This is a genomic window from Amycolatopsis sp. NPDC051373, from assembly GCF_040689465.1.
Classification (GTDB): Bacteria; Actinomycetota; Actinomycetes; order Mycobacteriales; family Pseudonocardiaceae; genus Amycolatopsis.
This window is the reverse complement of the sequence record NZ_JBFBAE010000030.1, coordinates 100,815-122,963: the sequence shown is the minus strand read 5'-3', so window position 1 is coordinate 122,963 and position 22,149 is coordinate 100,815. Positions and strand designations below refer to the sequence as shown.

The 22,149-nt window shown below is 67.7% G+C and carries 24 protein-coding genes; 12 read left to right on the top strand and 12 right to left on the bottom strand.

What is annotated here, in order from left to right:
• Positions 1 to 11 precede the first annotated feature (11 nt).
• From AB0383_RS40695 to AB0383_RS40685, 3 genes are read left to right on the top strand one after another with little or no spacing between them, the layout of a single operon-like run.
• On the top strand, positions 12 to 548 hold the full coding sequence (locus AB0383_RS40695) for a (2Fe-2S)-binding protein (RefSeq protein WP_366190105.1): 537 nt from the start codon (positions 12 to 14) through the stop codon (positions 546 to 548).
• Positions 535 to 1,521, top strand: a complete 987-nt coding sequence (locus AB0383_RS40690; RefSeq protein WP_366190104.1) for a xanthine dehydrogenase family protein subunit M — start codon at positions 535 to 537, stop codon at positions 1,519 to 1,521. Before AB0383_RS40695 ends, AB0383_RS40690 begins: the two co-directional genes overlap by 14 nt.
• Positions 1,518 to 3,725: a xanthine dehydrogenase family protein molybdopterin-binding subunit gene (locus AB0383_RS40685; protein ID WP_364177121.1), complete on the top strand. Its 2,208-nt coding sequence runs from the start codon at positions 1,518 to 1,520 to the stop codon at positions 3,723 to 3,725. The genes AB0383_RS40690 and AB0383_RS40685 overlap by 4 nt, the downstream gene beginning before the upstream one ends.
• Positions 3,726 to 4,154: 429 nt before the next feature.
• Here AB0383_RS40685 and AB0383_RS40680 read toward each other — a convergent pair whose 3' ends face one another.
• On the bottom strand, positions 4,155 to 5,348 hold the full coding sequence (locus AB0383_RS40680) for a hypothetical protein (RefSeq protein WP_364177124.1): 1,194 nt from the start codon (positions 5,346 to 5,348) through the stop codon (positions 4,155 to 4,157).
• 429 nt (positions 5,349 to 5,777) lie between these two features.
• On the opposite strand from AB0383_RS40680, the gene AB0383_RS40675 reads away from it, so the two are divergent.
• Positions 5,778 to 6,719 (top strand): GlxA family transcriptional regulator, encoded by a 942-nt coding sequence (locus AB0383_RS40675; RefSeq protein WP_364177127.1) that lies wholly within the window; start codon positions 5,778 to 5,780, stop codon positions 6,717 to 6,719.
• 12 nt (positions 6,720 to 6,731) lie between these two features.
• On the opposite strand, the gene AB0383_RS40670 is transcribed toward AB0383_RS40675, so the two are convergent.
• On the bottom strand, positions 6,732 to 7,466 hold the full coding sequence (locus tag AB0383_RS40670) for a hypothetical protein (RefSeq protein ID WP_364177129.1): 735 nt from the start codon (positions 7,464 to 7,466) through the stop codon (positions 6,732 to 6,734).
• Between the two features lie 292 nt (positions 7,467 to 7,758).
• On the opposite strand from AB0383_RS40670, the gene AB0383_RS40665 reads away from it, so the two are divergent.
• From AB0383_RS40665 to AB0383_RS40650, 4 genes are all read left to right on the top strand, one after another.
• A complete protein-coding gene (locus tag AB0383_RS40665) occupies positions 7,759 to 8,649 on the top strand; it encodes a M24 family metallopeptidase (protein WP_366190103.1) in 891 nt (296 codons plus the stop codon).
• 252 nt (positions 8,650 to 8,901) lie between these two features.
• Complete coding sequence (locus AB0383_RS40660) at positions 8,902 to 10,266, top strand: FAD-dependent oxidoreductase (RefSeq protein WP_366190102.1); 1,365 nt, start codon at positions 8,902 to 8,904, stop codon at positions 10,264 to 10,266.
• A gap of 168 nt (positions 10,267 to 10,434) precedes the next feature.
• Positions 10,435 to 10,797 carry a DUF190 domain-containing protein gene (locus AB0383_RS40655; RefSeq protein WP_364177137.1) on the top strand — a complete coding sequence of 121 codons (363 nt, stop codon included), beginning with the start codon at positions 10,435 to 10,437 and terminating at the stop codon, positions 10,795 to 10,797.
• Positions 10,794 to 11,168 (top strand): DUF190 domain-containing protein, encoded by a 375-nt coding sequence (locus AB0383_RS40650; RefSeq protein ID WP_364177140.1) that lies wholly within the window; start codon positions 10,794 to 10,796, stop codon positions 11,166 to 11,168. The genes AB0383_RS40655 and AB0383_RS40650 overlap by 4 nt, the downstream gene beginning before the upstream one ends.
• 41 nt (positions 11,169 to 11,209) lie before the next feature.
• Here the strand turns inward: AB0383_RS40650 and AB0383_RS40645 are convergent, their stop codons facing one another.
• The 4 genes from AB0383_RS40645 to AB0383_RS40630 all read right to left on the bottom strand — a co-directional run bounded on the left by AB0383_RS40645 (position 11,210) and on the right by AB0383_RS40630 (position 13,987).
• Entirely contained in the window at positions 11,210 to 11,971 is a 762-nt protein-coding gene (locus tag AB0383_RS40645) for an ABC transporter permease (RefSeq protein ID WP_366190101.1), read from the bottom strand.
• Positions 11,968 to 12,783 (bottom strand): ATP-binding cassette domain-containing protein, encoded by an 816-nt coding sequence (locus AB0383_RS40640; RefSeq protein WP_366190100.1) that lies wholly within the window; start codon positions 12,781 to 12,783, stop codon positions 11,968 to 11,970. The genes AB0383_RS40645 and AB0383_RS40640 overlap by 4 nt, the downstream gene beginning before the upstream one ends.
• A 146-nt stretch (positions 12,784 to 12,929) precedes the next feature.
• Positions 12,930 to 13,631, bottom strand: coding sequence for a cation transporter (locus AB0383_RS40635; RefSeq protein ID WP_366190099.1), 702 nt, complete (start codon positions 13,629 to 13,631; stop codon positions 12,930 to 12,932).
• Positions 13,628 to 13,987, bottom strand: coding sequence for a metalloregulator ArsR/SmtB family transcription factor (locus tag AB0383_RS40630; RefSeq protein ID WP_364177150.1), 360 nt, complete (start codon positions 13,985 to 13,987; stop codon positions 13,628 to 13,630). The genes AB0383_RS40635 and AB0383_RS40630 overlap by 4 nt, the downstream gene beginning before the upstream one ends.
• A gap of 437 nt (positions 13,988 to 14,424) precedes the next feature.
• Between AB0383_RS40630 and AB0383_RS40625 the strand changes: the two genes are divergently transcribed.
• The 4 genes from AB0383_RS40625 to AB0383_RS40610 all read left to right on the top strand — a co-directional run bounded on the left by AB0383_RS40625 (position 14,425) and on the right by AB0383_RS40610 (position 16,638).
• Positions 14,425 to 15,429 (top strand): TerC/Alx family metal homeostasis membrane protein, encoded by a 1,005-nt coding sequence (locus AB0383_RS40625; RefSeq protein ID WP_364177153.1) that lies wholly within the window; start codon positions 14,425 to 14,427, stop codon positions 15,427 to 15,429.
• Between the two features lie 3 nt (positions 15,430 to 15,432).
• On the top strand, positions 15,433 to 15,558 hold the full coding sequence (locus tag AB0383_RS40620) for a hypothetical protein (protein ID WP_364177156.1): 126 nt from the start codon (positions 15,433 to 15,435) through the stop codon (positions 15,556 to 15,558).
• A gap of 271 nt (positions 15,559 to 15,829) precedes the next feature.
• Positions 15,830 to 16,234, top strand: coding sequence for a PPOX class F420-dependent oxidoreductase (locus AB0383_RS40615; protein WP_366190098.1), 405 nt, complete (start codon positions 15,830 to 15,832; stop codon positions 16,232 to 16,234).
• A complete protein-coding gene (locus AB0383_RS40610) occupies positions 16,231 to 16,638 on the top strand; it encodes a hypothetical protein (protein WP_366190097.1) in 408 nt (135 codons plus the stop codon). The genes AB0383_RS40615 and AB0383_RS40610 overlap by 4 nt, the downstream gene beginning before the upstream one ends.
• 153 nt (positions 16,639 to 16,791) lie before the next feature.
• On the opposite strand, the gene AB0383_RS40605 is transcribed toward AB0383_RS40610, so the two are convergent.
• The 6 genes from AB0383_RS40605 to AB0383_RS40580 all read right to left on the bottom strand — a co-directional run bounded on the left by AB0383_RS40605 (position 16,792) and on the right by AB0383_RS40580 (position 21,869).
• Positions 16,792 to 17,709 (bottom strand): polysaccharide deacetylase family protein, encoded by a 918-nt coding sequence (locus AB0383_RS40605; RefSeq protein WP_364177164.1) that lies wholly within the window; start codon positions 17,707 to 17,709, stop codon positions 16,792 to 16,794.
• Positions 17,710 to 17,734: 25 nt separating this feature from the next.
• Positions 17,735 to 19,165: an MFS transporter gene (locus AB0383_RS40600; RefSeq protein WP_364177167.1), complete on the bottom strand. Its 1,431-nt coding sequence runs from the start codon at positions 19,163 to 19,165 to the stop codon at positions 17,735 to 17,737.
• Between the two features lie 39 nt (positions 19,166 to 19,204).
• Positions 19,205 to 19,576 (bottom strand): cupin domain-containing protein, encoded by a 372-nt coding sequence (locus AB0383_RS40595; protein WP_220241724.1) that lies wholly within the window; start codon positions 19,574 to 19,576, stop codon positions 19,205 to 19,207.
• 21 nt (positions 19,577 to 19,597) lie between these two features.
• Entirely contained in the window at positions 19,598 to 20,341 is a 744-nt protein-coding gene (locus tag AB0383_RS40590; protein ID WP_364177170.1) for a GntR family transcriptional regulator, read from the bottom strand.
• Positions 20,342 to 20,596: 255 nt separating this feature from the next.
• Positions 20,597 to 21,304 (bottom strand): GntR family transcriptional regulator, encoded by a 708-nt coding sequence (locus AB0383_RS40585; RefSeq protein ID WP_364177173.1) that lies wholly within the window; start codon positions 21,302 to 21,304, stop codon positions 20,597 to 20,599.
• Between the two features lie 136 nt (positions 21,305 to 21,440).
• Entirely contained in the window at positions 21,441 to 21,869 is a 429-nt protein-coding gene (locus AB0383_RS40580) for an FCD domain-containing protein (protein ID WP_366190096.1), read from the bottom strand.
• Between the last annotated feature and the right edge of the window lie 280 nt (positions 21,870 to 22,149).

The window sequence follows — 22,149 nt, the reverse complement described above, 5'->3', positions numbered from 1 at the left end:
ACTCTGAACGGATGACCTCTACGCCCAAGCTGAGCACGGCGTCGCGGACCCTCGCCCCAGGCGCCACCGAGACCATCACGGCACTCGTCGTGAACGGAGAACCGAGGGTGGTGGTCGCCGACTCGCGCGTCACGTTGCTCGACGCTCTGCGTGACCGGCTGGACCTCACCGGCACCAAGAAGGGCTGTGACCAGGGTGCGTGTGGCGCGTGCACGGTGCTCGCCGACGGGCACCGGGTGCTTTCGTGCCTGACGCTCGTCGCCCAATGCGAAGGCCGTGAGGTGACCACCATCGAGGGGCTCTCCCGCGACGGGCGCGCGCACCCGATGCAGGAAGCGTTCGTCCGGCACGACGCTTTCCAGTGCGGCTACTGCACACCCGGCCAGATCATGTCGGCCGTGGCACTGCTGGCCGAAGGCCGCGCGAAGACCGACGAGGACATCCGCGAGTTCATGAGCGGGAACCTCTGCCGCTGCGCCGCGTACCCCAACATCGTGGCCGCGATCCGGGAAGTGGCGGACACCGGAGGTACCGATGCGCACGTTTGAGTACGTCCGGACGTCCGAGGTAGCCGACGCGCTGGCGGCATCGGAGCGCGCCGGCGCCGCGTACCTCGCCGGCGGCACCACCCAGGTCGACCTGATGAAAGACGGAGTCCTCGCACCCGACCGACTGGTCGACATCACCGGGCTGCCGCTGCGCGGGGTCCTCGGCACCGGGCACTCGCTGCGCGTCGGCGCACTGACCACCATGGAGGACCTGGCCGCGGATCCGCTCGTCACGCACCGGCTGCCCGTGGTGCGAGAGGCGCTCCTGCTCGGAGCCTCCGTGCAGCTGCGGAACATGGCCACGATCGGCGGCAACCTCCTGCAGCGCACGCGCTGCCGTTACTTCCGCGACCCGGCGGTCTCCGCCTGCAACAAACGTGCGCCGGGGTCCGGCTGCGCCGCCGTCACCGGACCCGCCCGGATGCACGCCATCCTCGGCGTCAGCGAGCGGTGCATCGCCCTGCACGCCTCCGACCTCGCCGTGGCCCTCGTCGCGCTGGACGCCGTGGTGCACCTCGAGAGCGCCCGGGGAAAGCGGACCGTGCCGCTTGCGGAGTTCTACCTGGAGGCGGGCACGACGCCGAGCTCCGAAACCGTGCTGGCACACGGTGAGCTGATCACGGAGGTCGAGATCCCGCTGTTGCCGGAGACCACGCGCTCGGGCTATCTGAAGGTCCGGGACCGGGTGTCGTACGAGTTCGCCCTGGTCTCGGTGGCGGCAGCACTCGAGATCGAGGACGGAGTCGTGAGCAAGGCGAGGATCGGCTTCGGCGGCGTCGGTTCGAAGCCCTGGCGGGCCCTGGCGGCCGAGGAGGTGCTGCGGGACGCACCGGCGACCGGGACGAGCTTCCGCGAGGCCGCGGCGGCTGCGGTCACGGGTGCATGGACCGTGCCGGGCACCGCGTTTAAGGTCGAGCTGGCCAAACGGGCCCTGGTCCGGCAGCTCCAGACGGTATCGGAGATGTCCCAATGACCACCTTCCAGGCGCTGCCGTTCATCGGCGCCGGGCTCAACCGGGTAGACGGGCCTCGCAAGGTCAGCGGTCAGGCGCCCTACCCGTCGGACTTCAGCGCGCCCGGACAAGCGCACGCCGTCCTCGTGCGGAGCACCGTCGCGGCGGGACGGATCACCGCGATCGACGCGGTCGCCGCCGAATCGGCACCCGGAGTGGTGAAGGTGTTCAGCCATCTGAACGCACCCTCGCTGGTCCGGGGCCCGATGACCCCGCTGGGCGTGTCGCCGCCGGCTCCGCTGCAGGACGACCGCGTGCTGCACCACGGGCAGCACGTCGCGCTGGTCGTCGCGAAGACCCGCGAACAGGCCGATGCGGCCGCGGCGTTGGTGCGCGTCGAGTACGCGGCCGCCGAACCGGTCCTCGACCCGGACGATCCTCGTGCGGTCATCGTCGACAACCCGTGGGGCCTGGACCGCGAGCGAGGTGACCTCGCGGCGGGTCTGGCCGCGGCGCACGTGACGGTCGAGGCCGAATACGCCACGTCGGACAACACCAACAACCCGCTGGGCCTGTTCGCCACCCTCGCCGAGTGGGAAGGCGATCGGCTCACGGTGCACGACTCGACGCAGTGGCCGTCGATGGTGCAGGAGACGCTCGCGGTGGTCTTCGGCCTGCCCGAGGAGTCGGTGCGGGTGCTCAGCCCGTTCGTCGGCGGCGGATTCGGTGCCGGTCTGCGGGCGTGGCCGCACGTGATCCTCGCCGCGATGGCGGCACGTGAACTGGGCCGGCCGGTGAAGCTCGTGCTGACCCGGCCGCAGATGTTCACCTCGGTCGGCCACCGGCCCCAAGGCGTCCAGCGGGTGCGGCTCGGCGCGAGCGCCGACGGCCGTCTGCTGGCGCTGGAGCACCGCAGCCGCTCGCTGCTGGCCGTCGAGGACGACGACTACGAGCCCTTCGCGGCGGGCTCGGCCGTGGCCTACGCCTGCCCGAACGTCCGCACGTGGGACCAGCAGGTGCGGGTGAACGTCCCGGCCCCGGTGTCGATGCGGGCACCGGCCGAGGCACAGGGGAACTTCGCGCTCGAATCCGCGATGGACGAACTGGCGCTGGCACTGCGGATGGACCCGGTGGAGCTGCGGCTGCGCAACTACGCCGACACCCATCCCGCGCTGGGCCTGCCGTGGTCGGGCAAGGCATTGCGGGAGTGCTACACCGTGGGAGCCGAGCGGTTCGGGTGGTCCCGGCGTCCGGCCGAGCCGCGCACCCTGCGCGACGGGCGCTGGCTGGTCGGCCAGGGCATGGCGGGCGTGAGCTACCCGTGGTACCAAGCGCCGTGCTCGGCACGGGCGACGGTGGCGGCCGACGGGCGGGCCACCGTCAGCAGCGCGGCCATCGACATCGGCACCGGGACCTACACGGTGATGACCCAGCTCTCGGCGCAACTGCTCGGCATACCACCTGAGCGAGTGCGCTTCGACCTTGGCGACTCGGACCTGCCGAAGGCACCGCAGGCGGGCGGGTCCGGCCTCACCGGCGCACTCGGCTCGGCCGTCCACAACGCCTGTGCGCGGCTGCTCGGCGCGATGCTCGACCTCGTGCGCGACGACGCCCGATCACCATTGCGCGGCAGTGACCTCGCGGACGTGGTCGCCGCCGGCGGACGGATCCGGCGGCGCGACGAGCCGGAGCGCGCCGAAACCTACACCGCCATCCTGGCCCGCCACGGACTGCCGGACCTGTCCGCCGAAGGGAGCAGCACCCCGGCCGATCCCCATAACCTCGGCATGGCGCCCGCCGGCGCGTTCGGAGCGCACTTCGCCGAGGTCCGGGTCGACGAGGACCTCGGCCTGATCCGCGTGACGCGCGTGGTGTCGGTGATCGACGGTGGCCGCATCCTCAACGAGAAGACCTCCACCAGCCAGATCATCGGCGCCGTGATCGGCGGCATCGGCATGGCGCTGTTCGAGGAAACGGTCACTGATCCGACCACCGGCCGCATCACCAACGCGACCTTCGGCGACTACCTCGTCCCCGTGCACGCGGACATCCCCGACATCGACGTCACCTTCGTCGGCGAGCCCGACCGCATGAACCCGATCGGGACCAAAGGGGTCGGCGAGGTCGGCCTGGTGGGCGTGGCAGCCGCGGTCGCCAACGCGGTGCACCACGCGACCGGCGTACGAGTGCGATCCCTGCCGATCACCCTGGACGCATTGCTGTGACATGCCGGGGGTGGGCTTCCCTCACCGGGATGCCCACCCCTGGATCAGGGCTGGGTGGATCGTGGAACCGGCCGGCCGTGGTGCGCATCGGCGACAAGCTTCGCCGTCCTGCTCGACCAGCTGCTCAGCACGCCGAAGAAAGCGATCAACCCTGCTTCACCGATGCCCGCACCGTCACGGCCGAGGTGGCGCTGCTCGTGGGTTAAAGCTGGGCAGCAGCTGCGGCCGCTTCCGGGTCAGCAGTGTGTTGGCCGTGCCCCGTCTGTTCCTTGTCACCACAGCGCTTGAAAAGGCGCCAAAGCTGCGTCGCCGCCGACCCTTCGCGGTAGAGATTCCACGGTTCCTCGTGCATCGATACGTCGGGGCGATCCCCGCGAGGAGCCGGGAGATCTCCGCGGCATGAGTCATTCGAGCCCGTCTTGATTGCCCTCAGCGGACGAATCCGGGAACCAACCCGAGGGCAGGGACCACCGCCGCCGTGCACACCGTCATGGACACGACGTTGCCCACGAAGGGGTGGACCGTGTCCGGGAGCCTTCGTGACGTGTACGCGGCGAGGGGCGGAGCGAGGATCGCGCCCAGGACCGCGCCGCCCACGATGGCCGGGACTGTGGGGCCGTAGGTGAACACTGCGGCGGGCGCGACGGAGACCAGGGGGACGAAAGTCGGGTACCAGCCGTGTCGGGCCCACTGGCGGCGGTAGAGCAGGACGCCGAGCGTGGAGGTCAGGAACTGCGTGGTGAGCAGTGCCGGGAGCAGCGCGGTGCCGTGCACCGGGGTCAGCGGGTTGAGCAGGTACGAGAGCAGCGTGCCGACGAGCAGACCGGCCGAACTGATTTCGTTGCCGTGGAACGGTGCTTCGGTGAAGTCGGCCAGTACGCGGCGGATGACCCACGCAGGTCCTTGGCGTGGCGGATCGACCGGATCGGGTACCGGTGTCGGCCGGCGGGGAAACCACGGCAGTATCCGGCACAGGGGGAACGCGAGCAGCGCACTGAGCCACATGCCACTGGCGTTGCCGATCGAGGTGGGCAGCCCCAGTGGATAGCACACGAACTGGACCAGTCCGATCGCGATCGGCGTCGTCAGCACGACGCCGAGGACCGCGCCGGTGAGGGCCACGCGCCAGCCCGGTCCGTAGATCAGCACGACCGCGGGCGGGATCGACACGAACGCGACGAACGTCGGCTGCCACGCGCCCGTGGCGGGGATCGTCCAGCCCCACGCGAGGTTCGACAGCAGCAGCCCGAGCAGCGCCGATCCGGTGAGCCACGGCCACAACCCGGTGCCGGCAGCGATCGGGAACCCGGCCCGGCGGCGCCGCCGGGTCGCCCCGACGTGCGCGATCCAGCCGCCGGCGAGCAGGCCGAGCCCCCCGAGATCGGTCTTGAACGACTGTGCCTCGGTAGTGTCGCCGAGGCACCAGCGCAGGAACGGGGGAAGCCGGGCGTACGCCTGCTCCTGCCACACGTCGTAGCCGGGAAGCAGGTGCGGCAGCGAACCGCCGGCCGCCGAGAGCAGGTAAGCGAGGCCGGCGGTCACGGTTACGAGCGCACCGCCGGCGAGCCAGCGGCCCAGAGCGCCGGGTGCGCGCCCGACGGGCGGCGCGGGGACCGTGGTCATGTCGCCGGTGATCGGCGAACGGCCGAAAAACGTAGCACCGCTTTCCTCACCGACCCGGTTCGCTCCCCCGCGCTGATCTGCCCGACCCGAAGTCGGCATGAAACCGGATCAACCTGGTTTCGCGTGATTCCGGTGTCTGTCCTTCGCGTGGTCGTCGACGAGTTTCCTGCTGGTGCGACGAGGGGTGATGAGGTCGGCTGACCGAGCAGGAAGCGTTGTCCTACCACAACTTCCAAGTGGGCTCTGTCAGTCTGGCGGGACTGGTGGACTCTGCTGCAGAGCGAAAACCGACCGGGTTCCCACAGATCCGGACATCGGTTCGGCACGGGGAGCGCTGGATGCAACGCTTCAGTCAACCCGGCGCTTCGGCAACCGTGCGCCGGGTTCGACGATTGCGAGGTCAGGTCAGTGCCCAGCTCGAGGAGCGTGGTGTTCGTCATCTTCGACGGGGTGAAAAGCCTGGACGTGGCCGGGCCGGCCGAGGTCTTCGCCGAAGCGAACCTCTTCGGCGCGGACTACTCGCTGTCCTATGTGTCACCCTCGGGTGAGGCCGTGGCCACCTCGACCGGGTCGACCATGCCCGTCAACGGTCCCGCCGACAGCGTGGCGCGCGCGGACACCGTCGTGGTCTGCGGCGGCGATGTCCTTGTCGGCGCCCCCATCGATCCAGAACTCGTGGCTGCCATCCGGGTGCTTCGCGAGCGGACTCGCCGGCTCGTCTCCATTTGCACGGGTTCCTTCGCCCTGGCCACCGCGGGCGCGTTGTCCGGGCGTCGGGCAACCACCCATTGGCGCCACGCGCAACTTTTCGCTCGTGCGTTCCCCGACGTAGACGTGCTTCCGGATGCTCTTTTTGTCGAGGACCGAGGGGTGTTCACGTCGGCGGGGGTGTCCGCCGGGATCGACCTCGCCCTGGCCTTGGTCGAGGCCGACAACGGCCCCGACCTCGCGCGTGCCGTTGCTCGAAACCTTGTCGTTTTCATGCAACGTCCAGGTGGTCAGTCGCAGTTCTCCGCCCCGCTGGAGATCAAGCCCGCCCGGACGCCGACGCTGCGAGACGTCGTCGATGTCATTTCCGCGGACCCCGGCCTGGATCACAGCGCCGGCCGGCTTGCCGACCGGGTCGGGGTCAGCGCCCGGCACCTCATCCGGCTCTTCCAGGCGGAGTTCGACATGACGCCGGCGAGGTATGTCGAGAAAGTCAGGCTTGATCACGCGAAGTCGCTGCTGGATTCAGGACACAACGTCGAAGAGGCGGCGGCGGGCGCGGGATTCGGGAGCCCGGAGACGATGCGCCGCACCTTCGTGGCCCGATTGGGGCTCTCGCCGAGTCAGTATCGCGACCGGTTCAAGAGCACGGGCAGGCCGTAGAATTCGTGCCGGTCATCCGGTCGAAAAATTCAGTGCCAAGCGAAGTGCCTTGCCCAGTGGTTTCGGAACGAGCAGCGACATTCGACCGTCGGGTAGTTCTTCGGCATTTCGGCGAGCCAGCGCCGAAAGAGTGCGGTGGATGTCGTGGGACGGGTACAGGGCATAGGCTTGACCAAGGGCCCCGGGCGGCAGGTGCCACCTGCGGATGCCGGCAAGATCGGCCATGGCACCGGCTTGGACGTAGTAGCCGATCGGGTCCGTGGACCTGTCGAGGCCGGGTGTCGCGTGCGCGACCACGGCATCGGCGGCTTCGAGGGCTCTGCGGCGCGGCGCGCCGGCGCGGTCGAAAACGTCGAGAACGGTGTCCGCCGATCGCCGGGTGAAATCCTCCCCGGGCACGCTGACGAGCATTCCCGAGTCGTGCAGCAGTGCCGTCACAAACAGAAGTTCCGGGTCGATTTCGGCCTGGTCCGCCTGAGCCAACGCTGTTCCGAGCAGCCAGGTTCGGTAGCCGTGGAAGAGAAGCGTGGTGCCTTGCTTCTTGGCCATCTCGACCGCAGCGCTCGCGACTTCGGTGTCAGGAACTTGCGGAACGACGGTTTCCCTCGGTCGCGGCCGGTTCATCGGCCACGTGATGAAACCACCGATCGTCTCCAGGACGAATTCTCGCATGCCGGTGCGGACGGTCGAACGCTCGGCGCGAGTCAGTACGCCGTTCGTTTCGCACACCCAGTCGTAACTGGTCATCGTCGACGACGAGGTAACCGAGGTCGATCCACTTGCTGCGTCGCCGCTTGCGCACACGAGGGCTCCAGTGAGACGGGGGCTTCCTGCTTCCAGTTTTGGTGATCGGCAAAGTCCCGGCCAGGCGGTGAGTGACCGGCAGCCCACAAATTCGGACTCGACTGCGCCGGGTCGGCAAGGTGGCCCTCTTGTGTCCGGGTCTGTGGGGTTTTCGTCAGGTTCTGCTCTTCAGTGTCGAACCGGGCTCGCAGACGCTGGAGCTGATCAACATCGACGTCACCGGAGGCACCGGACCTTGACCCGCGAACTGTTCACCGACGAAGAACTCGTAGCATTCAAGGCGGCTCAACGTCTCGCCTTCGACGCGACTCTCGCGATCGAAGCCGAATTGCACGAAGGGATCACCGAGCAGCAGGCGGCCGGGAAGCTCGAGCGCTGGCTGCGTGCGCGTGGCGTTTCCCACTTCTTCCACTACGGCTTCGTTTGGTTCGGCGACCGTACTCGGTTCCTGGACTTTCCGCCGCTTCCGCGTCGGGTCCGAGACCTCTTCGCAGCCAAAACGGCCAGTGGACATTACCGGCCGAGCGGTCGTCGGTTGACGCAGGGTGATGCGGTCATCCTCGACGTCGGCCCCATCTATCGAGGTGGAGCCGCCGATATCGGGTACTCGTGCACGCTGGGCGAACCGACCGAAGAATTCCACGAAACTCGAATGGAGCTCGCCGCCTTTCGTCCGATGATTCTGGAGATGGTGCGCAATGGGGACACCCAGGCCAGGATCGACAAAACGGTGGACGACTACACCCAAGATCACGGTTATGTGAACATCCACTCGATGTACCCCGGGTCGGCGATCGCGCACCGTGTCGGCCGAGTGCCCGGCCTGCGGTTGCCGACGTTCAACGTGAAGGGTTTCAGCCCGCAGACGGTCAGTTATCTGGCGGGCGACGTCGTCGGATCGGCTCTGCGCCTGGACGTTCGCTCTGCGCCCTTCTGGAAGCCGAGGTCCGACCGGCCGTGTGAGCCGGGTTTGTGGGCGTTCGAGCCGCACATCGGCCGCGGCGACATCGGCGCGAAATGGGGCGAGGTTCTCGTGGTCACCGAGGATACCGCCTACTGGCTCGACGACGATCTGCCGCACGTTCGCTATTGGGCGGACCACGGCGTTGTCCAGGACGCTTCCTGAGGGGTGACAGCGCCGCGCCGGACTCGTCCGGCGGGTCCGGTTTCCTGAGACTCACAGTTCACCAGGAGAAATACCATGACCTCGACGACCGCAAGCCCCCGTTCCCCTTGAGGTGACGGTCACTTCGTCCGGGCTGTCGCGTCCGACACACTCGACCCCGCGGCGCGTACGTTGTCCTATATTCAAATGTACGTACATTTGAGTGCGTCCCCGGCCGGGACGTAGACGCGCAGCGCAGCCAGGAGGAGAGCAATGTCCACCGTGGACTCCACGCACTTCGATCTCGTCGTGATCGGATTTGGCAGAGGGGGCAAAACACTGGCCGCCGCGATGGGACGGCGCGGCAAGCGCGTCGCCGTGATCGAGCGGTCGGCGCAGATGTACGGCGGTACCTGCCCCAACGTCGGGTGTGTGCCCACCAAGTCGCTGATCCACCACGCCGAAACCGGTACCGGCCACGGCGAAGCCGTCGGAAAGACGCGGAACCTGACCACGAGGCTGCGCGGCATCAACTTCTCCACCCTCGACTCGATCGACTCCGTCACGGTCCTCACCGGACGGGCCGCCTTCGTCGACCCCAAAACGGTGGAAGTCAGCGCCGGCGACGAACGCCTGACCGTGACCGGCGACACCATCATCATCAACACCGGGGCCGAGCCCGTCCTGCCCGCCATCCCCGGGTTCGCCGACAGCACCCGCGTCCACACGAGCACCGACCTCATCGGGCGAGACAACCTCCCGCGCAGGTTGGCCGTGCTCGGCGGCGGCCACGTGGGCATCGAGTTCGCGTCGATGTTCGCGCAATTCGGCAGCGAGGTGACGGTGCTCGACCAGGCGCCACGCATCCTGGGCCGCGAGGACGACGACGTCGCGGCGGCCGCGGAACAGGTGCTGGCCGACACCGGAGTCCGGTTCGTCCTCGGCGCTCAGGTCACCCGGTTGTCCGAGACGGAAGAGGGCGCCCGACTCGACTACCGCCAGGGTGAAGACGGCGGCACGATCGTCGTCGACGCGGTGCTGGTCGCGGCCGGCCGCAAGCCCGCCACCGACGGCCTCCGCTTGGACCTCGCGGGCGTGGCGACCACGGCCGGCGGTGCGGTCGAAGTGGACGATCACCTGCGCACCAGCCAGCCCCACATCTTCGCGGTCGGCGATGTCAAGGGCGGGCCGCAGTTCACCTACGTCTCCCTCGATGACAGCAGGATCGTCGCCGACCAGCTCACCGGCCTCGGCGCCCGATCCACTGCCGACCGCGTGCACATCCCCTACACGCTCTTCCTGACGCCCCCCTTGGCACGGGTGGGACTCACCGAACGGGATGCGCGCGAGCAGGGGTACGCGGTGAAGGTGGCGGAAAAAGCGGTCGCGGACATCGTGGCGATGCCCAAAGCGAAGATCCTCGGAGAGACCCGAGGGCTGATGAAATTCATCATCGACGCGAAGACGGACCAGATCCTCGGCGCCGCCTTGCTCAGCGTCGACGCGCAGGAGCTGATCAACCTGGTCACACTGGCCATGCGGCACGGTGTGACCGCCGCGGATCTGCGCGACGGGATCTACACGCACCCGTCGTCGACTGAAGCCTTCAACGAAGTGCTGGCCGCTTCGCGGAGCTGACGCTGCGGTGGTCGAGTCTGAATCCGCCTCGGCACTTGACCCATCGGACCAGCGGGGATGTACTGGTAGCGGCGATGGATCCCGCCGGGGCCACACGGCCCGAACCGCCGGATGCGACGGCTGATGGCTTCCTGGACGATGCGTGCTGCAGCGGACCGGGAGGACGTCATGACGACAACCAGTCAGTTTCTGCGATTGTCGATCTTCCTTGGTGATGGGGACACCTGGCGTCACCGGCCGCTGGACGCCGAGATCGTGTTCCGTGCGCGCCGGGCGGGCTTGGCCGGGGCGAGCGTGTTTCGCGGGATCGCCGGCTACGGCGCGAACTTGCGCATCCACACGCAACGCCGGCTGCCGCTCGGCGCGGACCTGCCGTTGCTGATCGTCATCGTCGACTCGCCCGAGAAGATCCGGGAGTTCCTCTCACAGCTGGATGACCTCGAGCTCACCGCTCCCGTGGTGATCGACGAGCTCGAGTCCTACCCCTTCACGGTCCAGCGGTGGCCACCCACTCGGGAGGGAGTGCGATGACGATGCAGCTCACGGGAACCGCGTTGCGCATGACGATCCTCATCGGAGAGGACGACCTCTGGCAGCACACACCGCTGCACCGCGAGATCCTCGACCGCGCCCGCAAGGCCGGCCTCGCCGGGGCCACGGTGCTGCGCGGCTGCGAAGGGTACGGCCTGCACCGCATGATCCACACGACACGGGTCCTGAGCATGGCCGACCACATGCCCATCCTCGTCCTGCTCATCGACCGGCCGGACAAGATCCGGGCATTCCTGCCCCAACTGCGGGAGGTGATCAGCAACGGCACCGTCGTCCTCGACGAGGTCGACGTCATGACGATGGGGTGGTCCACGCTGGGCCCGGCGACCCGATCGCTCACCGACCACTGACGACCACGCCCGTCCCACTCCGGAAAGCGTGCCCTCGCCGGCTAGGAGATCTTGCGGCGGTAGGTCACGACAGCGAAGACGTAAGCCACGACGAGGATGCCGACGCACCAGGCCAGTGCGATCCAGATGCCGCTGCCGACCGGTTGCCCGGTGAACAGGTCGCGGATGGCGTTGACGATCGACGTCACCGGCTGGTGCTCGTCGAAGGCCCGCACCGGGCCGGGCATGGTGTCGGTGGGCACGAAGGCCGAGCTGATGAACGGCAGGAAGATGAGCGGATAGGCGAACGCGCTCGCGCCGTCCGCGGAGTTCGCGGAGAGGCCGGGAATCACGGCGATCCAGGTCAACGCCAGGGTGAACAGGATCAGCATGCCGGCGATCGCGAGCCATGACAGCACACCCGCGCCCGAGCGGAAGCCCATGACGAGGGCGACGAGCACAACGACCACGACCGAGATCAGATTGGCGACCAGCGAGGTCAGCACGTGCGCCCACAACACGGACGAGCGGGCGATCGGCATGGACTGGAAGCGTTCGAAGATGCCGCTCTTCATGTCCAGGAAGAGCCGGAACGCGGTGTAGGAAATGCCCGACGCGATCGTGATGAGCAGAATGCCGGGCAGCAGGTAGTCCACGTACGAACCCGACCCGGCCTTGATTGCGCCGCCGAACACGTAGACGAACAGCAGCAGGAAGGCGATCGGCATGATCGTGGTCGTGATGATGGTGTCCACGCTGCGCGTGATGTGGCGCAGCGACCGTCCCAACAGGACAGTGGTGTCGCCGAAGAAGTGTTTGGTCACCGTCGTTCCTCACTTGCCCGGGCCGGCGCCGTGTCGGCTGCGGAGCCGTTGTGACCGACTATCGCGAAGAAGACGTCTTCGAGGGTCGGCTGCTTTTCGACATATTCGACCTTGGCGGGCGGGAGCAGCTGCTTCAGCTCGGTGAGCGTGCCGTTCACGATGATCCGGCCCTCGTGCAGGATCGCGATCCGGTCGGCGAGTTGTTCGGCTTCGTGCAGGTACTGCGTGGTGAGCAGCACGGTCGTCCCGTGCTCGGCGAGCGTCTTGATGGCCTGCCACACCTCGATGCGGGCCTGCGGGTCGAGCCCGGTCGTCGGCTCGTCGAGGAAGATGACCTCCGGATTCCCGATGAGGCTCATCGCGATGTCGAGACGGCGGCGCATGCCACCCGAATACGTCGACACCTTCCGCGCTGCCGCGTCGGACAGCGAAAACCGCCGGAGCAGGTCGTCGGCGATCCCACCCGGGTTCTCGAGGTGCCGCAACCGGGCGACCAGAACGAGGTTCTCGCGCCCGCTGAGGATTTCGTCGACGGCCGCGAACTGCCCGGTGAGGCTGATGGAGTCCCGCACGTTCGCCGCCTGCGTGGCGACGTCGAAGCCGTTGACTCCGGCGGTCCCCGCGTCGGCCTTGAGCAACGTGGAGAGGATCTTCACGATCGTGGTCTTACCCGCCCCGTTGGAGCCGAGCAGGGCGAAGATGCTGCCGCGCGCCACGTCGAAGTCGACCCCGCGCAGCACCTCCAGGCTCTTGTAGGACTTCTTCAGGCCCTGCACGCGGATCGCGGGCCTGTGCACCTGATCGACTGTCATCCCGGTGTCCGTTCTCTCAGATCCACGGTGGGATACGGATTTCGTGGCGGTAGCGGCCACGATCCCGCACGGGACTGACATCCGGCTGACACGGCTCTGACACTGAGCACGCCCGGCGCTCACCGGCCGGCGGGCCGGGTCCGGGTTCAGCAGCAGTGTTCGCCGCGCCAGGCTTCGCGGCCTTCCTTGACCGCGACCGCGGCGATGATGAGGGCGACGGCAGGATCGGCCCAAGACCAGCCGAACAACGAGTTGAGCAGCAGCCCGACCAGCAGGACGCCGGACAGGTAGGTGCACAACAGGGTCTGTTTGGAGTCGGCGACGGCGCTGGCGGAACCGAGTTCGCGGCCGGCGCGGCGCTGGGCGTAGGACAGGAACGGCATCACCAGCAGCGACACCGCCGCCAGCACGATGCCCACGGTCGAGTGCTCCGCCGGCTCCGCGCCGACCAGGCCGCGGATCGACTCGACGCTCACGTAGGCGGCCAGCGCGAAGAACGACAGCGCGATCACCTTCAAGGCGGTGCGCTCGCGGGCTTCCGGATCGCGGCCGGAGAACTGCCACGCCACCGCCGCGGCAGAGGCGACCTCGATGACCGAGTCCAGTCCGAACCCGATCAGGGCCGTCGACGACGCGAGCGACCCCGCGGAGATCGCCACCACGGCCTCGACGACGTTATAGGAGATAGTGGCAGCGACCAGCAGCCGCACCCGGCGGGACAGCACAGCGCGGCGTTCGGCGGGAACCGCGGTCGTCGGCCTGGGTGCCGCCGCGCAGCAGCCGTCCGCGCAGCCGTCCGTTTCGGGCGTGGCCGGCGGCAGGTTAAGGCGCTCGCGGGCGTCGCTCATCGGGCCGCCTCCACGCTCGCCGACGACGCCGTGGGCGCGACCTCGTTCAGGCAAGCCTCGTCGGTGTCCACCGCCAGCACCACGTGCACCAGCTCGCTCAACGCCTTCGCCAGGTGCGCGTCCGCCAGCTCGTACCGCACCTGGCGCCCCTCGTACGTCGCGACCACGAGGCCACAGCCGCGCAGACACGCGAGATGGTTCGACACGTTCGAACGGCTCAGGCCCAGCTGCTCGGCCAGCTGCCCGGGATACCGAACCCCGTCCAGCAGCGTCACCAGGATCCGGCACCGCGTCGGGTCGGCCAGCGCCTTGCCCAGCCGGGCCAGCGCCGCACCCCGCGTCTCGCACGTCAGCATGTGCCGAACAGTACAGCGATCACTGATACATCAGCAAGGGCTGAACAGTTCCGCGGATGCTGGCGCTCAGTGCTCGGCGCCGAGGCGGTTCGGCGTTGCGGGCTGACCCACCGCGTCGAACCTGGTGCGGAAGCGGGATCGCCGCCACGTTCGTCGAGGAACCACTCCGGTCGACGCAGCGCACTTTCGGCGCCTCAGAATCGAAGCAAGGCGACGACCAAGCAACTCCATTTGACCTTTAATGATTCTTTACTTTACGGAACAGGGAAGCCATACTGACCGCGAGGGGAGTACTTCCGCAGGGGCTACCCGGTCAATACGGACATCCCGGTGATGTCCTCGGGCGCCCGCCCAGGTCGGTGACACAGGGTGTCGGCGGCACAGGGTGAAGGAGACCTCGAACACGCGCCCGTGCGCGCTCGTTCGAGGAGGTACCTGTGCCCGCGGAAGTTGTTGCGGCGGCTCCGGCCGAGTCGGTGGGGTCGCTCTGGTTGTGGCTGATCAGCATCGCGGTCCTGCTTTTGCTGCTGGTCGCCGACTTCATGGTGACGCGGCGTCCGCACGAAGTGTCGATGCGAGAGGCTGTCGGCTGGTCGGTGTTCTACCTGGCACTGCCGGTGGTGTTCGGGGCCTGGCTGTGGGTCGCGTTCGGGAGCGGCCAGGCGGTGGAGTTCCTGACCGGCTTCGTCGTCGAGAAATCCCTGTCGGTGGACAACCTGTTCGTGTTCATGCTGCTGCTGGCCGCGTTCGCGGTCCCGTCCGCGCTGCAGCAGCGGGTATTGCTCTACGGCATCGTCGGCGCACTCGTGCTGCGGGGGGCGTTCATCGCGGCCGGCGCCGCACTGCTGGCGGCGGGAACCTGGGCGTTCCTCGTGTTCGGGCTGGTCCTCTTCGCCTCGGCGGTGAAGATCCTGCACCAGGCGCTCACGGACGCCGATACCGAGCCGGACCCCTCACGGATGCGATCGGTGCGGCTGCTGCGCAGGTTCATCCCGATCACCGACGACTACCAGGGAGCCCGGTTGACCGTGCGCCGGCGCGGGCGGCGGGTGTTCACTCCGCTGGTGGTCGTGGTGGTGGCGGTGTTCACCACCGACGTCGTGTTCGCGATCGACTCGGTGCCCGCGGTCTACGGCATCACCGAAGACCCTTATCTGGTGTTCGCCACCAACGCCTTCGCCCTGCTCGGCCTGCGCGCCCTGTACTTCGTGCTGCACACAGCGTTGGCGAAACTTCGCCACCTCAACCACGGCCTGGCCGTCATCCTCGCGTTCATCGGGGTCAAACTCGTGCTGCACTGGGCACACGGCGTCTGGCCCGCCGTGCCGCAGATCCCCACCCCGATCTCCCTGGCGGTCATCGTCCTCATCCTGGCCACGGTCACCGCAACCAGCTTCCTGCCACGCCGCACACCCGAGCCCGCTGACCACCGACGGGACTGAGCCATGGCAACCGAACTGCTCGTCAACGCCCTGGTCGAACTCTTCCTCACGCTGCTCATCCTCGCCGCACTCGTGATCACCTGCGCGGCAATGACCCCACCACGGCCGCCACGTGGCCCAGGCTCCTGAACCGGTCACCGGCGACGGCTTCTTCGTCGGGCCGACGCTCCGATTCCGACGCTCGACACGGTCGGCCGAACAGGGCCGGGGGCCGCCGCACAGGCCGCCCGCTTCCCGCAGCCGCGCGGTTGCGGGCCCGACCACCGCCCCGATCAGCACCTGCGCGTGCGCGTCGGTGCGCGGACTGACGGCGGCGAGCTGGGAGCTCGGTGAACGTCTCCCTGGACGAAGGTCCGGCCGGCCGGATCCGGTCCGGGTTCGACGTGGCGGCGATGCGGGCATGAGCTTGCTCGGCGAGCTCGGCAAGAGCCACCACGTCAGCCTGACCACCTTCCGGAGGGACGGCCGTGCGGTGCCGACCGTTCTCGGCGTCGCCGTCGACGATCAAGGCCGGGTGTGCATGCTCACCCCTCCGGGCAGCGGGAAAGTCAAGAGGATCCGCAACAACGCCCGCGTGCGCTTGAGCCCGTCCGACGGTCAGGGTCGCATCCCGGACGACGCGTCGAGCGGCGAGGGAACCACTCGCCTGGCGGACCGCGACGAAACCGCTCGCATCCGCAAGCTCATGACCCGCAAGTACCTCGCCGCCCGGCTGGTGCTGTGGACGGACCGGTTCCGGCCGCCGCACAAGCACTGGATCGGCATCGTCGTCACCATCCGAACCGAACGGAGCCCCCGTCGATGACCGCACGCCCCCGAAACGGTGCACAGTGGACAGTGGCCGCGAGCGGCGCGCTCGCCCTTACGATGGGCGTCGCCGGCCTCCTCGCCCCATCCCGCCAAGTGAGCCTGATGAGCTTCGACGGCACCGAGGGCAGCGCGAAGACCGCCGCGCCGCTGCTGACGGTCAGCTCATTGGCCGCCGTCAACACAGGACTGTTGTACCTGCTGGGTGCCACCCGGAATTGGCCCGGCTTTCTCGCGTTCACCGTGCGCGCCCGGCTCCTGATGGGCGGCGGGTTGCTCACGCTCTCCGCCACCGGTCGCGCCCCGAAGGCGTTCAAGGGAGGTGCCGCCTGGGAAATCGTGAGCGCGGGGATCACCGCCGCCGCCATCGGCTGGGAGCGGCATCGCGGCGGGCGGGGGTGACCGGCGCGTTCACCGCCGGCGCCGTAGGCGGTGATGCCGGGACGGGTATTTCGGCGCGACGGACGAGTTGGCCGAGCTTCTCGTCCTGCCACCGAAAGACCCGTCCCATGCCCAGGACCGGTCAGCCGATCTCAATCTCAGAGCAGGCAGTACCTAGGCCTGCCCCTTGACGAATTCCGCCGAGTGCTCGTTCCACCAGCGGGCGATATCCGCGCGGCGCGCGAACCAGACTCCACCCTTGGCCTGGGCATATTCGATGAACTCCCGCAACGCACCCGTCCGTGCCGCCTGCCCCACCAGCCGGGGATGAAGGCCGATGGACATCATCTTGGGACGGCCCCTCGAGCCTTCGAGCCACAGTTCGTCGAAGCCACGCTTCAGGTAGTCGAGAAACAGGCTCGGTGAGCGGGTTCCCTGAATGTCGTTGTAGGTCAGCGAATAAGGGACGACGAGATGCCGGACACCGCTCACGTCGACGTAATACGGCAGATCGTCGTTGTAGGCGTCCGAGTCGTAGAGGAATCCTCCGTGCTCCACGACCAATTCCCGCGTGTTGATCGAAGGGCCGTAGCGGCAGTACCAGCCGCTGGGCGCTTCCCCCCACGTCTCCTTGAAAGACGCGACAGCCTTCTTGATCCGGTTCGCCTCTTCCTCGCGCGACAACCGCCATTGCTCTTCCCAGCGCCACCCGTGCCCGAGCAGGTCGTGCCCGGCTTCCCGGGCCGCCGAGGCGACCTCCGGATTGCGCTCGAAGGCCACAGCGCAGCCGAAAAAGGTGGCCTTGATGTCGTACTCGTCGAAGAGGCGAAGCAATCGCCACACGCCGACCCGGCTGCCGTACTCGTACATCGATTCCTTGGCCAGATCCCGCAGATGAGCGGGAAAGGCGTACTCCACTTCGGCGAGACTGTCGTTCTCGCCATCTCCCATCTCGTGGGAGTACTCAGAGCCCTCCTCGTAGTTCACCACGAGATTGACGGCCACATTGGCGGCGTCGGGCCACCGGACGACCGGAACATCCTTGCCATAACCGACCAGGTTCCGGCTCAGATTGCTCGAAATTTCTTGCATCGACCTCATATCCTCACTCACGAAATCACTGCCCGGAGCCGTGAAGTACCTCGAGGGGAACCCGATGGGTTTCCGGAACGAACAGCGCCGCCAGCCCCAACCCCAAATACATCACGGCCACGATGGCGAACACCCAGAACTGGCCGACACCCTGCAGAAGGGAGCTGGCGATCAACGGAAGAACCGCACCGCCGACAAAACCGGTGTTGACGACGACAGCCGTTCCGAAACTGCGAACCCGGGTCGGAAAGAGCTCCGGCGCCCAAGTCCAGATGGTGGTGTTGACGAGGAGCACGAAGATCTGGAACACAAACCCCAGCGTCAGGATGAGCGCATCGCCTTGGGCGAAGATGGCGAAGGCCAGCACGGCAACGGCGCTGCACACCGCACCCACACAGACCACGGTCCGGCGCGAAATGGCGAATCCGCCGTACGAGGCGATCGCGCAGCCGATGAGGCCGCCCAGGTTCTGCAGCATGGTGAACGTCACGCTGCCCTGCACCGAATAACCCCGGTTGACCAGCATGATCGGCATCAGCAGCACCACACTGAACTGCGCGCCCCACGCGAGGAACGCCGCGATCCCCAAGGCGATCGTGCGCCGGCGAAGTGGCTTGGCGAGGACACTCTTCAACGCCTGGGACGCGGGCCCGTCGCCCTGTGCGCTCTCCGAGACGGCAGCGGTCTGACTGTCGACATAGGGGTGGATTTCACCGCTTCGCAGGCGCAGCCTGCCGGTCGCCAGGCGGGTGAGAGCCTCGTTCGCCTCCGAGATCTTGCCCCGGCTCAAGAGATAGGCCGGCGTCTCGGGCAGATACCGCCTGAAGAAGAAGATCAAGACAGCGGGAAGCCCCAGCAAGCCGAAGGCCCACCGCCAGTCGTTGTCACCGGCGCCGACCGCCGAGGCGAACGGGCCGATCACGAGCAACGTGTAGGCGTAGGCGAGAAACAAGCCGACGCCCGCGGAGATCGTGTTGAACAGGGAAACGAATACGCCCCGGACCCTGGTCGGTGTCAGCTCGGACAGGTAGGTGAGCCCGACCGCGATCTCACCGCCGACCCCCAGGCCGGTCACGACCCGGGTGACACCGAGAACGGTCGAGTTGGGCGCCATGGCCGACAGCACCGAGCCCAGGCAGTAGATTCCCAGGCTGACGGCCAGCAGGCTCCTGCGGCCCAGCACGTCCGCGATTACACCACCCACGATGCCGCCGATGACAATGGCGATGAGACTTACCGTGGAGAGAAGTGCCAAGGCGGAGGCATCGATGCCGAGATCTTTTTGCAGAGAGGGGCCGAGCGCCGAGAGAATGAGCTGCTCGAAAACCTCGAAGAGGCCGCCCAGCACCACAAGAGCAAGTGCCAGATAGTGGGTTCGGGTGAGCCCCATGCCATCGATGATTTCACCGAGTGACCTGGGTTTTTTGCTCATGGCGGCTTTCGCATCGAATGCCATGATTCTACTTCCTACGTTCGAGTATTGCCTGTCGGGTCCTCAAGACACCCTTTGGGCGCGCGTTGACGGCCGCGAAGGAGAGGGGAAGGAGAACACGGAAACGAGGTCCTCGCCTCCGGTGTTTTCCAGCGCGTGCCACGAAGCCGCCGGGATGAAAATCGCCTGGCCTCGCTCGAAATCCAGAACGCCTTGGTCGGTGTGCAGCCGACCAGCCCCTTGGGCAACGTACATGACCTCGGAAGTGGCGTGCGCGATCGTGTCGGTCTTGGGCGATCCTGGTGGGATCGTCACCACACCGAGGCAGTTCTGGATCTCGGGGACGTCGGCCGCACTCAGCAACAGGCCGTCAGCCGGTGGATTCGCGGGATCGTAGGTGACCTGGACGTACTTTCCCGTGACACTGTCAGTCATGATTCCTCTTCTGGGATGCGGTCAGAGACCTGGCCACTCGACACCCGCCTGTCCGGGGAAGAGCTGTTCCTTGTTCAGCCGCAAGTGATCCCTCATGGCGTCCTCCGCGTCGCGCGGGCCATCACTACGAATCGCGTCGAGGATGCGCTGGTGATCGTTGATCAACTTGAGGCGATTTTCGCGGTCCTGCAGCACGATCTGGTTGATCAAGACCCACAGGGGCTGCCGATCGATCTCGACCAGTTCCAACGCGAAGTGGCTGAGAATGTGATTCGGGCACATTGCGGCCAAGTCGGCGTGGAACGCCATCGAGTGGTTGACGAAGTCGGGAAGCTGCGCCGGCTCGTCGATCAAGCCGGCCGCCAGGTTGAGCTCGTGTTGCACCTTGTCCAGGTCAAGATCACCGGGACTTGCCGCAAGAAGGCGGGAAAGCGGTGGCTCGACCACCAGCCGCGCGGCGATGACGTGCTCGGGCGTTGAGCCGATTTCACGTCCGGAGCCCTTGAACAGCCCCCGGCTCAGGTCGGCCACGTAGGTACCGTCGCCGTGCCGCACCACGATGGCACCGCTCAATTCCAGCGCGAACAGTGCCTCGCGCACACTCGCCCTCGACACCTCGAACTTGGCGGAGAGATCGCGGTCCGAGGGCAGTCGAGCCCCAGCAGTCCAACCCCCCTGCTGGATCTCACTCAGAAGCGCCTGAGCCACGCGCAAGTACCGCCGCTGCGGCAGCGAGGCCCGCTCGGAGTGGTCTGAAGACTGCATCCCGAGAGATTAGACCAGTGTCCCGGGCCGCACAAGGGTCGGCACATCGGTCTGCCGAGGTCGGATCCGGCCGCCTGGGCTGCGGGTATTACGGACAGTGGACACCTCGCCGCGGACCGAAACCGCCCGCGGACGGGTGCCTGGAGCTCACCTCACCCGAGCCGACGAGGCTCCACGACGTGTTGACGATCGCCCCGCCGCCGTGCTCGCGCACGTACCGGATTTCGGCCCTCATCGAGTCGATCAAGTCGACGTCTACGGCGTGGCGCCGGTCTGTTGCAAAGCATCGAGAACTGCGCGCAGGTGCCGGCGCGTCGCGTCGGCTGCTCGGTCCGCGTCTCCGTCGCAGATCGCGGAGATGATGGAGAGGTGCTCGGTGAGGGATTCGCGAGCTCGGCCGGGCCGTGTGGTGAGGCGGAAGCGGTGCAGCACGGACTGCGCCCGCAGGCGTTCCAGGATGGCCGTCGCAGTGTGGTGGGCGCTGAGCTTGCGCACGAGTGTGTGCAGCCGGTGGTTGAGTTCGGACTGCCCAGCCAGATCCGCGTCGTCGACGGCGGCTCGCATGGCGGCCCCGAGGGCGTGCAGGGCCCGACGCTCGGACGCGTCGGCCCGCATCGCGGCGAGTGAGGCGCACAACGGTTCGAGCATCAGGCGGACGTCGCAGATCTCGACGGCCTCGTCCAGCGACACCGCGCGGACGCGGGCTCCCCGATTCCGGACCCGCTCGATCAGCCCTTCGTTCATCAGCTCCAGCAACGCGAACCGGACGGCGCTGCGGCTCGCGCCGAACTGGTCGGCCAGGTCACTTTCGACCAGCCGCTGGTTCGGCACGAACTCGCCCCGGAGGATCGTGTCGCGGATGGCGTCGCTGATCGCAGGGGCCGCCGTAGACCCGAGCGGCTGTTCTCGTTCTTCCGCGGACGGCCCCGTCGCGCCTTCGGTGCCCACCATGTCAGCCCGCACGCGACAGCACCGGCCCGGCGACCGGCCCCGGCAGTTCCCGTGTCCGAGCAGCCGACACGCTTTCGCTCCCCGCTCCGTGCTCACCCAAGCCGATCACCTCGTCGAAACGAATCTCCACGCGGCCCGGCCGCACGCGTCATGAAGCCGGCGTGCGACCGAGCGTCGTCCTGGGCAGGCCGCCCAGCTCGCTGAGCTTCTGCAAGGACCCGACCAGGCTCGACAAGTGAGCTCGCATCGCGGCCTCGGCCCGGTCCCCGTCCCCCGACGCGACCGCCTCGATGACGCTGACGTGCTCGGCGAGCCCTTCCTCGATCCGTCCCGGCAGCAACGACACCTGGAACTGGTACCGCACGCTGGGGTAGCGCAGCCGTTCCAGCACCTCGACGGCCGTCCGCTGGTCGCCCAGCTCGCGGATCACGTGGTGCGATTCCTGGCTGACGTCGTTGTAGGCGGCGATGTCGCCGGCCTTCACCGCCGCGCGCATCGCCTTGGCGAGCTTCTGAAGGCGGCGCCGGTCTTCCGCACCGATCACCGACGCGGCCTTGCGCGCGCACAGCCACGACACAGCTGGGGAATCGTGGCCACCGGCTCCGTATTTGCCGTCGGCTCACCTGCCCGCTCGAGCGCCGGTTCACGGATCACGCAGGACTGGTACGACTGTGAAACACGCCACTTCATTCGCAAAACGCGCCCATTCGGCCGCCGTGAATGCCGCATTTCGGCGAGTTCGTCTTCGCGTTCGGGCGCGGCGTCGCCGATGACTCACGGCACCCGTTCGATATTCCGATGTGGACGCTGCCGGACAGTGACGGCGCGGTTAGCCGAATGGCCGCAGCCGCAAGCCT

What these genes read in the sequence shown, in the direction of transcription:
- AB0383_RS40695 (WP_366190105.1), top strand. Translation starts at nt 12, where the DNA reads ATGACCTCTACGCCCAAGCTGAGCACGGCGTCGCGGACCCTCGCCCCA.
- AB0383_RS40690 (WP_366190104.1), top strand. Translation starts at nt 535, where the DNA reads ATGCGCACGTTTGAGTACGTCCGGACGTCCGAGGTAGCCGACGCGCTG.
- AB0383_RS40685 (WP_364177121.1), top strand. Translation starts at nt 1,518, where the DNA reads ATGACCACCTTCCAGGCGCTGCCGTTCATCGGCGCCGGGCTCAACCGG.
- AB0383_RS40680 (WP_364177124.1), bottom strand. Translation starts at nt 5,348, where the DNA reads ATGACCACGGTCCCCGCGCCGCCCGTCGGGCGCGCACCCGGCGCTCTG.
- AB0383_RS40670 (WP_364177129.1), bottom strand. Translation starts at nt 7,466, where the DNA reads ATGACCAGTTACGACTGGGTGTGCGAAACGAACGGCGTACTGACTCGC.
- AB0383_RS40660 (WP_366190102.1), top strand. Translation starts at nt 8,902, where the DNA reads ATGTCCACCGTGGACTCCACGCACTTCGATCTCGTCGTGATCGGATTT.
- AB0383_RS40655 (WP_364177137.1), top strand. Translation starts at nt 10,435, where the DNA reads ATGACGACAACCAGTCAGTTTCTGCGATTGTCGATCTTCCTTGGTGAT.
- AB0383_RS40650 (WP_364177140.1), top strand. Translation starts at nt 10,794, where the DNA reads ATGACGATGCAGCTCACGGGAACCGCGTTGCGCATGACGATCCTCATC.
- AB0383_RS40640 (WP_366190100.1), bottom strand. Translation starts at nt 12,783, where the DNA reads ATGACAGTCGATCAGGTGCACAGGCCCGCGATCCGCGTGCAGGGCCTG.
- AB0383_RS40635 (WP_366190099.1), bottom strand. Translation starts at nt 13,631, where the DNA reads ATGAGCGACGCCCGCGAGCGCCTTAACCTGCCGCCGGCCACGCCCGAA.
- AB0383_RS40630 (WP_364177150.1), bottom strand. Translation starts at nt 13,987, where the DNA reads ATGCTGACGTGCGAGACGCGGGGTGCGGCGCTGGCCCGGCTGGGCAAG.
- AB0383_RS40620 (WP_364177156.1), top strand. Translation starts at nt 15,433, where the DNA reads ATGGCAACCGAACTGCTCGTCAACGCCCTGGTCGAACTCTTCCTCACG.
- AB0383_RS40615 (WP_366190098.1), top strand. Translation starts at nt 15,830, where the DNA reads ATGAGCTTGCTCGGCGAGCTCGGCAAGAGCCACCACGTCAGCCTGACC.
- AB0383_RS40610 (WP_366190097.1), top strand. Translation starts at nt 16,231, where the DNA reads ATGACCGCACGCCCCCGAAACGGTGCACAGTGGACAGTGGCCGCGAGC.
- AB0383_RS40605 (WP_364177164.1), bottom strand. Translation starts at nt 17,709, where the DNA reads ATGCAAGAAATTTCGAGCAATCTGAGCCGGAACCTGGTCGGTTATGGC.
- AB0383_RS40600 (WP_364177167.1), bottom strand. Translation starts at nt 19,165, where the DNA reads ATGGCATTCGATGCGAAAGCCGCCATGAGCAAAAAACCCAGGTCACTC.
- AB0383_RS40595 (WP_220241724.1), bottom strand. Translation starts at nt 19,576, where the DNA reads ATGACTGACAGTGTCACGGGAAAGTACGTCCAGGTCACCTACGATCCC.
- AB0383_RS40590 (WP_364177170.1), bottom strand. Translation starts at nt 20,341, where the DNA reads ATGCAGTCTTCAGACCACTCCGAGCGGGCCTCGCTGCCGCAGCGGCGG.